The following is a 15,741-nucleotide window of genomic DNA, read 5'->3' on the forward strand; positions in this document are numbered from 1 at the left end:
GCTTATTTAGCTGACTGACGGGCGGCGGCGAGAGTTCATCTTGCGATCATGAAAAGATCGACAGCTTCAGACCTGATAGCGACCACTGGTGCGATGCCATTCCACATTGCCGGCCAGCCAGCTCTTGACTCCGCCCAGGTAACGTATGAGCGGCGCTGATGCGTGCGGCAGTACGGCCTGTTCTGCGGCCTCATACAAATGCATGATCTCGTCGTGAATGGCGGCACTTTGCGCCATTGCTTGTTCCGGCGAGCAGTGCTGTTCGCGGATCAACAGCAAGGGCAGGTTGAAGTCACCGATTCCGGCTTGCTGCTCCTTCAGCGCCGAAAACAGATCATTGGCAATGATCGTCGCGCTGGCGGCCAGTGCCGTCACGCGTCGCACGTCGGGTGCGCTATACACATTGGCCGGTAGTTCGTAGCCTGCAATGATGTCGATCAACGACAGGCACGGCAGGAAACTGTTGACCTGACGGTGGGCCAGATATTCCCAAAGTGCTGGCGTGAGACCTTCGGTGCGCCAGGCCGCTTCGGCGCTCATGGTCACGAACATGGCGATGATTTCATGGCGCACGCGTGCCACCTGTGCCGGTGTGGCGAAGGACTCCACCCGCGCCAGATACCCGCGCAGAGCGACCAATACCGGATCGCCGCTCAATGCCCGCTCAAGGCCGGGGCGGAACCGTTCGCTCAAGTAAACCGGTTCCAGCGCTGCCAGCGCCACGGACAGGCGTGGGCCGACCATTTTCGGTTCAGATCCGGTTCTCTCGTCATCGCAGTAGTAATCATCGACGGCGAACAGGGCGGCAAAACATTGCGCCGCCAGCAGCAGGCGGTCCGGATCATCCGTATCGTTATGACAAAGCACAGCGAAGCGCCCGAAGCCCATCGCCCGCACTTTTTTGTGCTGGCCTGGAAAAATCCCGACCTGCTCGATCCACGGCATGAGGCGATCATCCACTTCTGCCGCCAGAGACGGGTCGACTCTAAAAGGGGCAAGTCCATACAGCGGCGGGACAGTCCAGGGCGATTGCATCGGCGATTCCTTCGCGGTTGAGCGCAGGGTCATCAGAGCCCGATTGGCGAAAAAAGGCACCTGTCAGACCTGACAGGTCTGCGCGCTTTGCGACAGATGGTCATCCTGGATCCAGAGTCTGACGGAGGTTTCTGTCGGTCTGGTCAGTTGCCAGCGGCAGGCCGGCAGGGGCGACTGAGCCATCTGTTCAGCGAAACGACCCGGGGCTTCGCACCTTCACATTCCACCAACAATTCCCTGCTTCCACGCCACCCGACCCTATGGCAACTTGGCGGCCCTTGATGAGGCTGCAGTCCATGGCAAACCCCTACCGCGAATTGTTCAACGCCCCCGGCGCACGGAATTTTGTCCTGGCCGGAATGATCGCGCGCATGCCGATCTCCATGACCGGTATCGGCGTGATCACCATGCTCTCGCAGTTGAAGGGCGGGTATGCGCTGGCCGGCGCGGTGGCGGCAACCTTTGCCCTGGCCACAGCGTTTTGCGCGCCGCAGGTATCGCGTCTGGTTGACCGTTATGGGCAGCGACGCATTCTGCCGGTATCGGCATTGATCGGCGGCGGGGCGCTGCTGCTGTTGCTGCTGTGCACGCGGTTGCAGGCGCCGAACTGGACGCTGTTTATCTTTGCCGCACTGGCCGGGTGCATGCCGAGCATGTCGGCGATGGTGCGGGCGCGCTGGACGGAGATCTATCGTGGCCAGCCGCAGTTACAGACGGCTTATGCGTTGGAGTCAGTACTCGATGAAGTCTGCTTTATCGTCGGTGCGCCGCTGTCGGTGGGGCTGTGCGTGACGCTGTTTCCCGAGGCCGGACCACTGGCGGGACTATTGATGCTGGCGGTCGGCGTCACCGCGTTTGTCGCCCAGCGCAGCACGGAGCCCTCGGTGCATCCGCATGAGCCACACCATCAAGGCTCGATCATTCGCTCCACGGACATGCAATGGCTGCTGTTGTTGATGACCGCCATGGGCGTCATCGTCGGTGTGATTGATGTGGTCAGCGTCGCGTTCGCCCAGCAACAGGGGCAGCCGGCGGCGGCGAGCATCGTGTTGTCGGTGTACGGAATCGGTTCTTTCCTGTCCGGTATCGCGTTTGGTGCGATGCGCTCGAAGCTGCCGTTGCCGCAGCTGTTTTTGTACGGTGGAGTGGCGACGGCGGTGACCACATTGCCGCTGTTGCTGGCGAGCAATATTGTTGGATTGTCGGTGGCGGTGTTCGTCGCCGGGCTGTTCTTCTCACCGACGCTGATTGTGGCGATGGCGTTGATCGAGCGCATCGTACCGCCGGCCAAGCTCACTGAAGGCCTGACCTGGCTGGTGACCGGTTTGAGTATCGGCGTGGCGGTGGGCGCCGCCGGCGCAGGTGCGCTGGTCGATGCCTTCGGCGCGCGCAGCGGCTTCTGGCTGGCGATTGCTGCCGGGGCGGTAGTCCTCGCATCGGCGGTGCAGAGTTTCCGTCATCTGAAGTGATCGGCTAACCGACTAATTCCCGCGCTATCTCATCCGTTCTCTTTTACAGATAACCCTATTGAGGTAAACGCGGTGACAAAGCTGACACTGCTGTGCCTGCCCTATTCGGGCGCCAGCGCCATGGTCTACAGCCGCTGGCGGCGCCAACTGCCGTCGTGGCTGCACTTGCAACCGGTGGAGCTGCCCGGGCGCGGTGCCCGTTTCGACGAACCCCTGCAAATCGACATGCGTGCGCTGGCCCGGCAACTGGCCCGCGAGCACAAGGCTGGCTTGCAGACGCCTTACGCACTGTTCGGGCATAGCCTCGGCGCGCTGCTAGCGTGCGAGATGGCGCATGCCTTTCGCGAACTCGGAGTACCGGAACCGGTGGCGTTGTTCGCTTCCGGTACTGCTGCGCCGACGATGCGCAGTGACTACGATCGCGGCTTTGCCGAAGCGCGCAGCGATGAGGAATTGATCGATCAGCTGCGCACCTTCCAGGGCACCAGCGAAGAAGTGCTGGCCAACAAAGAACTGATGAGCCTGACCCTGCCGGTGCTGCGCGCCGACTTCATGATGTGCGGGCGCTTCACGCCGGCGCAGCGTTCCTTGCTCAATTGCCCGGTGCACGTGCTGGGTGGCAAGGAAGACCGCGCGACCACCGAGCAACTGATCGGCTGGAGCAAGGAAACCCTGGGCAGTTTTTCCGTGGACATGATGACCGGTGGGCATTTCTTCATTCATGAACACGAAGCCCGGGTCATTCGCACGATCAAGACCCATCTGGAAGTCCATCAGCGCCGTCATGCGCAGGCTACGGCACCGGCGTTTTAGCGCGCGGTTCACCTATCGAGTGATTACAGGAGGCCAGTCATGGCTGTTGCTGTGGGATTTTCCGTTCGGCCACTGCTGCCGCAACGGGGGCGCTTGCCGTTGTTGGTGGAAGCGACCGATGCGGACACTGACTTGTTGGCGGTGTTCGATGAATTGAAAGAACTGGTGGACGAGCATCTGCTGCGCGACGGCGGGGTGCTGTTTCGCGGCTTCCGTCTGAACGGTGCCGAACAGTTCCGGCAGTTCGCGGCCAGTTTTGGCCATCCGTTGTTGAACTATGAATTCGGTTCGACGCCGCGCACCAACGTGACGCAGGGCGTGTACACCTCCACCGAATACCCGGCGCACCAGAGCATTCCGCTGCACAACGAGCAGGCTTATTCCCGCGACTGGCCGATGAAGATCTGGTTCTACAGCATGATCGCCGCCAAGTCCGGCGGCGAGACGCCGATTGCCGACAGCCGTGAAGTTTATCGGCGCATTCCGTTGGCGATTCGCGAGCGCTTCGTCAGCAAAGGGCTGATGTATGTGCGCAACTTCGGCAACGGTTTGGATGTGGCTTGGGAAGACGTGTTCAACAGCGACGATCGCGAGGTTGTCGAGGCCTACTGCAAGGCTCACGGCATTGTCTGCGAATGGAAGGACGACGGTGAATTGCGCACCCGCCAGACTTGTCAGGCGGTGGCGGTGCATCCGGTGACCGGCGACAACGTCTGGTTCAATCAGGCGCACCTGTTCCACATTTCCAATCTGCAAGCGGAAGTGCGCGAAAGCCTGCTCGATATCGTCGACGAAGAGGACTTGCCGCGTAACGTCTATTACGGCGATGGTTCGGCGATTGAAGACGAGGTGCTGGCGCAGATTCGTGCGGTGCTCGATGAGTGCGCGATCAGCTTCCCCTGGCAGGAGGGCGATGTGCTGATGCTCGACAACATGCTCTCGGCACACGCGCGTTCGCCATTCGAGGGGCCGCGCAAAGTGATTGTCGCCATGGCTGAAGGGCATTCACAGGGGCCGCTCTGAGCCATCCCCACACCTGGTGGTAAAGCAGTCGAAGCCGGTCTCGTACCGGCTTCGGCGTTTGTGTGCCTAGCGTCGGGCCGCTGTTGCGCCAGCGCGCTAAATCATCGCGTTTGTCATTCGTTCTTGTTGATACGACCGGGTCTCCTGGTCACGCCGCCGATCAGCAAGGACCCCATGCATGAATGCCGCAGACGCCCAGAAACTAGCCCGTCGCTTTATCGAACTGCCACAGGACAAACGCCGTTTGTTCCTCGCCGGCATGGCCCGTGAGGGCATCGATTTTGCGCAGCTTCCCATGACTGCCTGTGACGGAATCGCCGAGCGCGACGGGCTTTCGTACGCCCAGCAGCGGATGTGGTTTCTTTGGCAACTGGACCCGCACAGTGCCGCTTACAACTTGCCGATGGCGGTGCGCCTGACGGGCGATCTGCAAGCACAGGCGCTGGAGCAGGCGTTCAGTCTGCTGGCGGCGCGGCACGAGTGCTTGCGCACCACCTTCGGTCAGGAAGGTGAGCGCGCGTTTCAGCGCGTCGCCGAACCGCAGCCGTTGAAACTGCCGATCACCGATCTCAGTGCGCTGCCCGAGGCCCAGCGCTGGCCGCTGGCGCAGCAGCACATGATGGCTGAGGCCGCTCAGGCCTTCGATCTCGAGAACGGTCCGCTGCTCAGCCTGCGCCTTTTGCGCCTGGCCGAGCAGGAGCATGTGTTGCTGCTGACCTTGCACCACATCATCGCTGATGGCTGGTCGATGAACATTCTCATCGATGAATTCATGCGCACTTACGATGCTCTGGTGGCGGGGCGCGAGCCGTCATTGCCGGCACTTACCGTGCACTACCGCGATTTCGCCCTGTGGCAACGCAGTTGGCTGGAGGCCGGAGAGCGCGAGCGTCAGCTGGATTACTGGCGTGCACAATTGGGCGACGAGCATCCGCTGCTTGAGCTGCCGACCGATCGTGCCTATCTGGCGCAATCCAGTCATCAGGGCGCGCGTCTGGAAACGGTGATCGACGCAGCGCTGCGCCAAGCGCTGAAAAGCCTCGCGCAACGCCAAGGTGTGACGCTGTTCGTGGTGCTGTTGGCGGCGTTCAAAACCTTGCTGCATCGCTACAGCGGCCAGACCGACATCCGCGTCGGCGGGCTGATTGCCAACCGTACTCGCAGCGAAACCGAAGGGCTGATCGGCTTCTTCGTCAACACGCAGATCCTGCGCAGTGAAGTCACCGCACAAACCCGTTTTGCCGATCTGTTGCAGAGCCTGCGTCAGGCCGCGCTCGGCGCCCAGGTTCATCAGGATCTGCCGTTCGATGCCTTGATCGAAGCCTTACAACCGGCGCGCAGCCAAAGCCACAACCCGCTGTTCCAAGTGATGTTCAACCACCAGCCTCTGGTGACCGACTTACACGATGTGCAACTGGAGTCCGGCTTGCAGGTGGGCTATTTGACTGAGGAGCAATTGGCCGGCAGCGGTCGCCAACATGCCGCCACCAGCGACCTGATGCTCGATACCCGTGAGGAGGGCGAGCAGTTGTTCGCGGCCTTCACCTACGCCACCGATATTTTTGATGCCGCGACCATTGCCGCGATGGCCGGGCATTGGCGCAACATCCTCGCGTCCGTGTGTCGCGATCCGCAGCAAGTCGTCGGCGAAGTCGAACTGCTGGCGGCGGCGGAACGTGCACAACTGATTCAGGCCACCGAAGCAGAACCTGAGTTCGCCAGCGTGCAGAGCCTGTTCGAAGCGCAAGTAGCGCGCACGCCACAGGCATCGGCAGTGATTCTGACGACCGAGCCGTCGCCGGCACTCAGCTATGCCGAGTTGAACAGCCGCAGTAATCGTCTGGCCCATCAGTTGCGCGCTCGCGGTGTTGGCCCTGACGTGCTGGTCGGCGTGGCGCTGGGGCGCTCGCTGGAACTGGCGGTGGCATTGCTGGCGGTGCTCAAGGCCGGCGGCGCCTACGTGCCGCTGGATCCGCAAACCCCGGCCGAACGTTTGCGCCATGTGCTTGATGACAGTGGCTTGAAACTGTTGCTGACCGATCACGCCGGCCTCGCCAGCCTGCCGGATCTGGATGACGTCGATTGCCTGTGCCTGGAGCAACTGGCCGAGAGTGATCGGGCCGACAATCTGCCGGTGACGGTCGCCGCGCAAAACCTCGCCTATGTGATTTACACCTCCGGTTCCACCGGGCGCCCGAAAGGCGTCGCCGTCAGCCACGGCGCGCTGAGCGAGTTCATCGCCCGCGCCATCGATTACAGCGACCTGCGTGAAGGCGATCGCGTTCTGCAGTTCGCCACCAGCAGCTTCGACGGCTTTGTCGAGCAGTTTTTCCCGCCGCTGTGCCACGGCGCCGCAGTCGTCCTGCGCGATGCGCGGTTGTGGGACAGCGCGGCGTTGCATCAAGTGATTGTCGATCACGGCATCACCCTGGCCGACTTGCCGGCCGCTTATTGGTATTGGCTGGTGCAGGAATATGCCGCTAATCCACCGAGCGGCTTCGGTGCGCTGCGGCAGATTCACGTCGGTGGTGAAGCGATGGCGGTGGACGGTTTGCGCCTTTGGCAACAGGTCGGTTTGGGCCATGTGCGCTTGCTCAATACCTACGGGCCGACCGAAGCCACGGTGGTGTCGAGCATTCACGACTGCACGGCGCTGACGGCGGACGCCGTGTCGTGGCGCGGCATTCCGATCGGCCACGGTCTCGACGCGCGGCGTTTATACGTGCTGGACGATGATTTGAACCTGCTGCCGCAAGGCGCGGTGGGTGAGTTGTACATCGGTGGTCCGGGCCTGGCGCGGGGTTATCACCGCCAGCCGATGCTCAGCGCCGAGCGTTTTATCGCCGACCCGTTTGCCGATGGCCAGCGCCTGTACCGCACCGGTGACCGCGCGCGCTTGCGACCTGACGGAGCCGTGGAGTACATCGGTCGGGTCGATCATCAAGTGAAGATTCGCGGTTTCCGCATCGAGCTGGGCGAAATCGAATCGCGCCTGCAGCAATGCCCTGGCGTTCGCGAAGCCGTGGTGCTGGCGGTGCCGCTCAGCGGCGGCCAGCAACTGGTGGCCTACGTAGTCGCCGATCACGCCACGCTCGAAAACGCCGCGACGCAAGCGGCGTTCCGTCAGCAAATTCGCGCTGCCCTGCAAGCCCATTTGCCGGACTACATGGTGCCGGGCCACTTGCTGTTGCTGGCGAACCTGCCGCTGACACCCAGCGGCAAGCTCGATCGCAAGGCGTTGCCGGCGCCGGATCCGAGTCAACTGCAAGGCGACTATCGCCCGCCGCAAACAGTCACCGAACAACAACTGGCGCAGATCTGGGCGGATGTCCTGCAAGTTTCGCGGGTCGGTCTGGACGATCACTTCTTTGAACTGGGCGGCCATTCGTTGCTGGCGGCGCAGGTGATCGCGCGCATCAAAACTCAATTGGGCGTGGTGCTGCCGCTGCGCAGCCTGTTCGAGAAGCCGCTGCTGACCGAGCTGGCCGCCGTGCTGGCGCAACTGGCAGATGGCGCAACGAACGACGACTGGTCCGACATGGATCAGTTCATCAATGCTTTGGAAGGAGAGGAAGTATGAGCGGCACCATGGCGGAACGTATCGCGAAGAGGTTCGTCGGCTTGCCGCTGGAACAGCGTCGACTGTTTCTGGCCAAGTTGCGCGAAGATGGCAAGGACTTCAGCCTGTTGCCGCTGCCGATCAGTCGTCACGATATCGCGCCGATTCCGTTGTCGTTCGCTCAGCAGCGCCTGCTGTTTCTCTGGCAACTCGAACCGCAAAGCGCTGCCTACAACATGGCCGCCGGCCTGCGCCTGAACGGGCGTCTGGACGAAGTGGCACTGCAGCGTTCGTTCGATCATCTGGTGGCGCGCCATGAGGTCCTGCGCACGGTGTTCCAGACTGACGGTGATCAGCCGCATCAGGTGATCCTTGCGCAGCAACCGCTGGCCGTGGAACGCATCGACCTGACGGACTTGCCGGCAGCAGAACGCGAGCAAGCGTTGGCGCAACAGGTGCAGACCGTCACCGCACGACCATTCGATTTGCGCCACGGGCCGCTGCTGCGCGCGAGTTTGTTTGCCTTGGCCGACGAGGAATTCGTGCTGGTGGTGAGCATGCACCACATCGTCTCTGACGGCTGGTCGATGGACGTAATGGTCAAGGAATTCGTCCAGTGCTATCAGGCCTTCAGCCTCGAACGCGAACCGCAATTGCCGGCGCTGGCGCTGCAATACGCCGACTATGCAATCTGGCAACGCCGCTGGCTGGAAGCCGGCGAGGGCGAGCGTCAACTCGATTACTGGCGTCAGCAATTGGGTGAAGAGCATCCGCTGCTGGAAGTGGCACCGGACTTCGCCCGGCCACTGACGCAAAGCTTCGAAGGCCAGACCCTGAGTTTTGATTTCGGTGCGCCGCTGTCCCTGCAACTCAACGCTTTTGCCCGTAGCCAAGGCATCAGTCTGTTCATGCTGGTGCTGGCCGGGTTCTCGTTGTTCCTGTCGCGGCAGGCCGGGCAGCGCGACATTCGCGTCGGCGTGCCCAATGCCAACCGTGGCCGCGCTGAAGTCGAAGGGCTGATCGGCTTTTTCGTCAACACCCAAGTGCTGCGTTGCGAGGTGGATGAGCGCGGCAGTTTCGAGGATTTGCTGGCGCGGGTGCGTGAAGCTTCGTTCGGCGCGCAGGCGCATCAGGAGTTGCCGTTCGAGCAACTGGTGGATGAGTTGGTCGCCGAACGCACCCTCGGCCACAACCCGCTGTTCCAGGCCAAGTTCAACCAGAACGTCGGCATGCAGAAACAGCGCGCGATGGCTCTGCCAGGGCTGACGGTTGCCGAATATCCGCTGGACAAGGACGGCACTCACTTCGATCTGGCGCTGGACATCACCGATGACGGCACGCTGATTCACGGTCAGATGACCTATGCCAGCGACCTCTATCGTCCGCAGACCGTCGAAGCTTTCGTGCCGGCCTTGCTCGGTCTGTTCAGCGAATTGCTGAAAGCGCCGCAGGCACCGTTGCACCGTGTTGCGTTGATCTCGCCAGCGCCGCTCCCGGCACCCGCCGAACCGGCGTTGTTGGTGTTGCAGCACTGGGATCGTGAAGTCGCGCGCCAGCCCGAAGCATTGGCCGCGCGCGACTTGAATCAGGCCTTGAGTTTTCAGGCGCTGGATCAGGCGGCCAATCGACTGGCCCATCATTTGCGCGCCCAAGGCGTGCGCGACGGCGAGCCGGTGGCAGTGCTGATGGAGCGTTCGCTGGACTGGCTGACCTGTGTGCTGGCGATCTTCAAGGCGGGCGCGGTGTACATGCCGCTGGACGTCAAGGCGCCGGACGCACGTTTGCAGCAGATGCTCGGCGCTGCGAAAGCACGGCTGCTGTTGTGCGCCGAAGGCGATGCGCGTGTCTGCGCGCTGGCGGTCGATGGCTGTCAGGGCATCGCCTTTGCAGCGTTGCAGTGGCAGTCAATGCCGGACACTTGCCCAGCCGTGACGCGGTGTGCGCAATCACCGGCGTACGTGATTCACACCTCCGGTTCCACCGGGCAACCGAAAGGCGTACTGGTCAGCCACGGTGCGCTGGGCAGTTATGTGCGCGGAGTGCTGGAACGGATGGCGCCGACGGCGGACAGCAGCATGGCGCTGGTCTCGACCATCGCTGCGGATCTTGGTTTTACCGTGCTCTTCGGTGCGCTGTGTTCCGGGCGCCTGTTACATGTCTTGCCGGAAGAATTGGGCTTCGATCCGGACCGCTTTGCCGAGTACATGGCCGCGCATCAAGTGGGCATGCTGAAAATCGTTCCCGGCCATCTGGCCGCGTTATTACAGGCCGCGCGGGCTGCCGACGTGCTGCCGGAACACGCGTTGATTGTCGGCGGTGAAGCGTGCTCGCCGGCGCTGGTCGAGCGCGTGCGCCAGCTCAAACCGGGCTGCCGCCTCATCAACCACTACGGGCCGAGTGAAACCACGGTGGGCGTGCTGGCCCATGAAGTCGGTGATCTGACCCTGACGCGCAGCGTACCGGTCGGTAGCGCACTGGCCGGCGCTCACGTTTACGTGCTCGACGATGTGCTGAACAACGTTGCCGATCAGGTGGCCGGCGAGTTGTATATCGGTGGTGACAGCGTGGCGCTGGGCTACCTGAATCAGCCGGGGCTGACGGCCGAGCGCTTCCTCCCGGATCCGTTCGGTTCGCCGGGTGCGCGGGTGTATCGCAGTGGTGACCGGGTACGCCGCAATCGTCAGCAAACGGTGGAGTTCATCGGCCGCGCCGACGATCAGGTCAAGGTGCGCGGTTATCGCGTGGAGCCGGCGGAAGTCGCGCGGGTGTTGCTGGGCCTCGACGGCATCAGTGAAGCGGCGGTGCTGGCGCTGTCACTGGATGACGACCCGACGCGTCTGCAACTGGTCGCGTGGTGTGTGCCGGCGGCGGGGCGGACCATGCAGGCGCAGGCGCTGCGCGAGCAATTGCAGGCGTGCCTGCCGGATTACATGGTGCCGGCGCAGATTGTGCTGCTGGAAACATTGCCGCTGACCGCCAACGGCAAGCTCGACAAACGTGCCTTGCCGGTGCCGGGCGTGGTCACTCAGCACTTCGTCGCGCCACAAGGTGAAGTTGAAGAGAAACTCGCGGCGATCTGGGCCGATGTGCTCAAGCTTGAACGCGTGGGCAGCAGCGACAACTTCTTCGAACTGGGCGGTGATTCGATCCTCAGCTTGCAGATCATTGCCCGGGCCAAACGCCAGGGCATCAAGCTGAGCCCCAAGCAATTGTTCGAAAAACAGACCATCGGCCAACTGGCTGCGGTGGCCAAGTTGATCGAAGCCAAAGCCGTCGCGGCGGCACCGGTCGCTCGCGGACCGTTGCCGCTGTTGCCGATTCAGGCACGTTTCTTCGCAACCGCGATTGCCCAGCGTCAGCACTGGAACCAGTCGGTGATGTTGCAGCCGACCACGCCGCTCGACGCCGCGCATCTGCGCACAGCGCTGGCGGCGTTGATCGAACAGCACGATGCGCTGGCGATGAATTTCCAGGCGTCCGCTGACACGTGGCAGGCAATGCCACAGCCCCAGCGTGATCCGCAGCTATTGTGGGTGCGTGAGCTGGACAGCCTGGACGCTTTGCCGGCACTCGCCGACGACGCCCAGCGCAGTCTCGATCTGCAACAAGGGCACTTGGTGCGGGCGGTGTTGGTGAACCTGCCGAATGCTGAGCAACGCCTGTTGCTGGTTATCCATCACCTGGTGGTCGACGGTGTGTCGTGGCGCATTCTGCTGGAAGATCTGCAGCACGCTTACACTGCGCTGGCGGCGGGCACGCCGCTGGTCTTGCCGGGCAAAAGCAGCTCGCTGCACAGCTGGGCCGAGCATTTGCACCGTTACGGGCAAAGCGCAGCGCTGGCCGCTGAGAGCGCCTACTGGCGGCAAACCCTGGCGGCGGGCGACGCGCAACTGCCACGGGATTTCCCGCAGGACACCCAGACCCGCGCACAAGCGGCCCGGGCCAGCACGCGCTTGAGTCAGGCGCTGACCCATAAGCTGCTGAAAGTGGCGCCAGCGGCGTATCGCACGCAGATCAACGACCTGTTGCTGACGGCGCTGGCGCGGGTGTTGTGTGACTGGAGCGAACAGCCTTCGGTACTGATTCAGCTCGAAGGTCATGGTCGTGAAGACTTGTTCGACGACATCGACTTGAGCCGCACTGTGGGCTGGTTCAGCAGCTTGTTTCCGGTGCGCCTGACCCCTGAATCGACGCCGGGTGCGTCGCTGTGCGCGATCAAGGAACAGTTGCGGGCGGTGCCGGGCAAAGGCATCGGGTTTGGCGTGCTGCGTTACTTGAGCCAATCCGCCGAGTTGCAAGGATTGCCGCAGCCGCGCGTGACCTTCAACTACCTCGGCCAGTTCGACGGCGCGTTCAACGCCGACGCGGGTGCGCTGTTCGTGCCAAGCGGCGAAAGCACCGGCGCCAATCAGGACGCGGCCGCGCCGCTGGGTAACTGGCTGAGCGTTGACGGTCAGGTCTACGGCGGTGAGCTGGAATTGACCTGGACCTTCGGCAGCGGCATGTATCGCGCAGAAACCGTCGCGGCGCTGGCCGAAGCCTATCGTCGCGAGCTGGAGCGTTTGATCGAACATTGCTGCGACAGTGGCGAGGTGGCTGTGACGCCGTCGGACTTCAGTCTGGCAACGCTGACCCAGGCACAACTGTCGGCGCTGCCGATCCCGGCCCGCGACATCGTCGACCTCTATCCGCTGTCGCCGATGCAGCAGGGCATTCTGTTCCACAGCGTCAACGATCCGGACAGCCCGGCGTACACCAATCAATTGCGTGTGGATGTGCAACAACTCGACGTCGAGCGTTTCCGTCAGGCCTGGCAGCAAACCGTTGATGCCCACGAGATCCTGCGCACGGCATTTGTCTGGCCACAAGACGCTGCCGCCGCAGTACAAGTGGTGCGTCAGAGTGCGCAGATGCCATGGCGCGTGCAGGACTGGCGCGGTCGTGCTGACCTCGGCACGGCGCTGGAGCAACTGGCCGGCGAGGACTTGGCCAACGGTTTCGACCTGACCGGCGCGCCGCTGTTGCGGGTGACGCTGGTGCGCACCGACGAGGCCACGCATCACCTGATTTACACCTGCCATCACATCCTCATGGACGGCTGGAGCACCTCGCAGTTGTTCGGCGAAGTGCTGCAGCGGTATGCCGGCATGACCCCGGTGGCCGGGCAGGGGCGTTATCGCGATTACATCGAATGGCTGGGTCAGCGCGATCAGCAGGCCAGCCGTGATTTCTGGACGACGGCCCTCGCTGATCTTGATGAGCCGACGCGTCTGGCCAGTGCCGTGTCGGGCGGGCAGCACGCGGCCAGCGGTTACGCCGATCACGAGCATGTATTCAGCGAGACCTTGACCGCTGAGTTGAACCGCTTCGCCCGCGAGCAGAAAGTCACCCTCAACACCTTGGTGCAAGCGGCGTGGCTGGTGCTGTTGCAGCGTTACACCGGGCAGGACCATGTGGCGTTCGGCGCCACGGTTGCCGGGCGTCCGACGGATTTGCCGGGTGTCGAGCAGCAGATCGGCCTGTTCATCAACACCTTGCCGGTGGTCGCGGCGCCGTCCTCCGAGATCGTCGTCAGCCAGTGGCTGCAACAGGTGCAGGACGTCAATCTGGCCCTGCGTGAACACGAGCACACGCCGCTCTACGACATTCAGCGTTGGGCCGGTGCCGGTAACGGCGCGTTGTTCGACAGCATTCTGGTGTTCGAAAACTACCCGATGGCCGAAGCGCTGCAACAGGGCCCGGCCACCGGTCTGACGTTCTCGGCGATTCGTCGTCAGGAACAGACCAACTACCCGTTGACGCTGGTGGCGGTCACCGGGCGTGAACTGAGCCTGGGGATCAGTTACGACCGGGCCAGTTTCGATGCGGCCGCAATCAGCGGTTTGAGCGCGCAACTGGAGAGCCTGCTGACGCAGTTCCTCGCCGATGCTTCTCTGCCGCTGGGCGAGTTGCAATTGCTTGCAGAACCGCAGCGTCAACAAGCCATCGCTTGGGGCAAAGCTGACCTCACGGCAACGGACGCGCGCACGGTGCTGGAACACCTCGCCGCGCAAGTGCAGCGCCAACCGCAAGCGCATGCAGTGCTGTTCGCCGAACAACAGATCGATTACCAAAGCCTCGATGCTCGGGCCAATCGTCTGGCGCACAAGCTGCAGGCACTGGGCGTCGGGCCGGAAGTGCGCGTCGGCGTGTGCATGCGACGCACGCCAGATATGCTCGTGGCGTTGTTGGCCATTCTCAAGGCCGGTGGCGCCTATGTGCCGCTGGATCCGGACTACCCGCAGGAACGCTTGCTGCACATGCTCGATGACAGCCGCGCCGCCGTGCTGATCACCGAACCGGCCGCACTGGCGCTGCTGCCTGAAAACTTGAGTGCGCAGGTGTTGTTGGTGGAAGAGGGTGCGTTGAGTTCGTTCCCGGCAACTGCGCCGCTGATGAATGTCACTGCGCAGAATCTGGCGTACGTCATCTACACCTCCGGTTCCACCGGCAAACCGAAAGGCGTAGCCATCACCCACGGCAACCTGTCGGCGCTGATTCAGTGGTCGGCCGGGGTCTATCGCGAAGAACAGTTGCGTGGCGTGCTGGCGTCGACGTCGATCTGCTTCGACCTGTCGGTCTGGGAGATTTTCGTCACTCTGGCTTGCGGAGGTTGCCTGGTGCTGGCGGATAACGCGCTGGCGCTGGCCGATTTGCCGGCCCGCGAACAGGTCACCCTGATCAACACGGTGCCGTCGGCGATTGCCGCGCTGCAACGGGCCGGGCAGATTCCGCTTTCGGTGGCGACCATCAACCTGGCCGGCGAACCGCTCAAGCAAAGCCTGGTCGACACGTTGTACGCGAGCACGTCGGTGCAACAGGTCTACGACCTCTACGGGCCGTCGGAAGACACCACCTATTCGACCTTCACCCTGCGCACCCCGCAGGGGCAGGCGAACATCGGCCGGCCGTTGCCGAACACCGTGGCCTATCTGCTCGACAGCCAGTTGCAAGTACTGCCGAGTGGCGTGCCTGCCGAGTTGTACCTGGGCGGTGCCGGTGTCACCCGGGGTTATCTGCTGCGCGCGGCACTGACCGCCGAACGTTTTGTGCCGAACCCGTACGCCAGCAACGGCGAGCGCCTGTACCGCACTGGCGATCTGGTGCGCCAGGGCGGCGACGACAACATCGAGTACATCGGCCGGGCCGACCATCAGGTGAAGATTCGCGGCTTCCGTATCGAACTCAGCGAAATCGAAGCACGGCTGCTGGAGCAGGATGAGATCCGTGAAGCCGTGGTGCTCGCGCAGGACGGAGCCGCCGGCAAACACCTGCACGCCTATGTGGTGGTGGCGCAGGCAGTGGTCGATCAAACGGTGTTGGCGGAACGCTTGCGCAATGCGCTGGCCAGTCGCTTGCCGGCGCACATGGTGCCGGGCCACTTGCACCTGATCGACGCCATTCCGCTGACTCCCAACGGCAAGCTCGATCGCAAGGCGCTGATGGCCTTGGGCGACGGCCCGACGCAGCAGCACTATCAGGCGCCGCAAAGCGATTTGCAGTGGGCTGTGGCGACGATCTGGCAGGAGGTGCTGGAGGTCGAGCAGGTGGGCCTCGCGGACAACTTCTTCCAGCTCGGTGGGCATTCGTTGCTGGCCACGCTGGTGGTGACCCGGATCAAGGAACGTCTGGGCGACAAGGTGCCGCTTAAAGAGTTGTTCGAAACCGATACCCTCAAGGCGTTCTGCGCGCGAATCGAGGCTCTGCGCGTCGAAATGTCGCCCGTTCAGGATGAATTGGCTAAATCCCTGGAGGCCCTCAAACGTCTATCCCTCGATGATCTGGAAAAACTGATTTCTTGAG

General features: G+C 62.8%; 6 protein-coding genes. 5 read left to right on the top strand and 1 reads right to left on the bottom strand.

From position 1 onward, the window contains the following. Positions 1–66: 66 nt before the first annotated feature. Positions 67–1,035 carry a family 2 encapsulin nanocompartment cargo protein terpene cyclase gene (locus AB4N74_RS04235; RefSeq protein WP_186623367.1) on the bottom strand — a complete coding sequence of 323 codons (969 nt, stop codon included), beginning with the start codon at positions 1,033–1,035 and terminating at the stop codon, positions 67–69. 296 nt (positions 1,036–1,331) lie between these two features. Between AB4N74_RS04235 and AB4N74_RS04240 the strand changes: the two genes are divergently transcribed. From AB4N74_RS04240 to AB4N74_RS04260, 5 genes are all read left to right on the top strand, one after another. After that, entirely contained in the window at positions 1,332–2,504 is a 1,173-nt protein-coding gene (locus tag AB4N74_RS04240; protein WP_093431924.1) for an MFS transporter, read from the top strand. Positions 2,505–2,576: 72 nt separating this feature from the next. Beyond that, the gene (locus AB4N74_RS04245; RefSeq protein ID WP_093431927.1) at positions 2,577–3,317 is read left to right on the top strand and encodes a thioesterase II family protein; all 741 of its coding nucleotides are present in this window, start codon (positions 2,577–2,579) and stop codon (positions 3,315–3,317) included. A 39-nt stretch (positions 3,318–3,356) separates the two neighbouring features. After that, complete coding sequence (locus AB4N74_RS04250; protein ID WP_460098367.1) at positions 3,357–4,340, top strand: TauD/TfdA family dioxygenase; 984 nt, start codon at positions 3,357–3,359, stop codon at positions 4,338–4,340. Positions 4,341–4,518: 178 nt separating this feature from the next. Further along, the gene (locus AB4N74_RS04255) at positions 4,519–7,920 is read left to right on the top strand and encodes an amino acid adenylation domain-containing protein (RefSeq protein WP_460098369.1); all 3,402 of its coding nucleotides are present in this window, start codon (positions 4,519–4,521) and stop codon (positions 7,918–7,920) included. Continuing rightward, positions 7,917–15,740: an amino acid adenylation domain-containing protein gene (locus AB4N74_RS04260; protein ID WP_460098371.1), complete on the top strand. Its 7,824-nt coding sequence runs from the start codon at positions 7,917–7,919 to the stop codon at positions 15,738–15,740. Before AB4N74_RS04255 ends, AB4N74_RS04260 begins: the two co-directional genes overlap by 4 nt. The last annotated feature ends 1 nt before the right edge of the window (position 15,741 follow it).

Source organism: Pseudomonas sp. H3_C08, from assembly GCF_054669455.1.

Coding starts and splice junctions, on each gene's coding strand:
- AB4N74_RS04260 (WP_460098371.1), top strand. CDS start 7,917: ATGAGCGGCACCATGGCGGAACGTATCGCGAAGAGGTTCGTCGGCTTG.
- AB4N74_RS04250 (WP_460098367.1), top strand. CDS start 3,357: ATGGCTGTTGCTGTGGGATTTTCCGTTCGGCCACTGCTGCCGCAACGG.
- AB4N74_RS04235 (WP_186623367.1), bottom strand. CDS start 1,035: ATGCAATCGCCCTGGACTGTCCCGCCGCTGTATGGACTTGCCCCTTTT.
- AB4N74_RS04240 (WP_093431924.1), top strand. CDS start 1,332: ATGGCAAACCCCTACCGCGAATTGTTCAACGCCCCCGGCGCACGGAAT.
- AB4N74_RS04255 (WP_460098369.1), top strand. CDS start 4,519: ATGAATGCCGCAGACGCCCAGAAACTAGCCCGTCGCTTTATCGAACTG.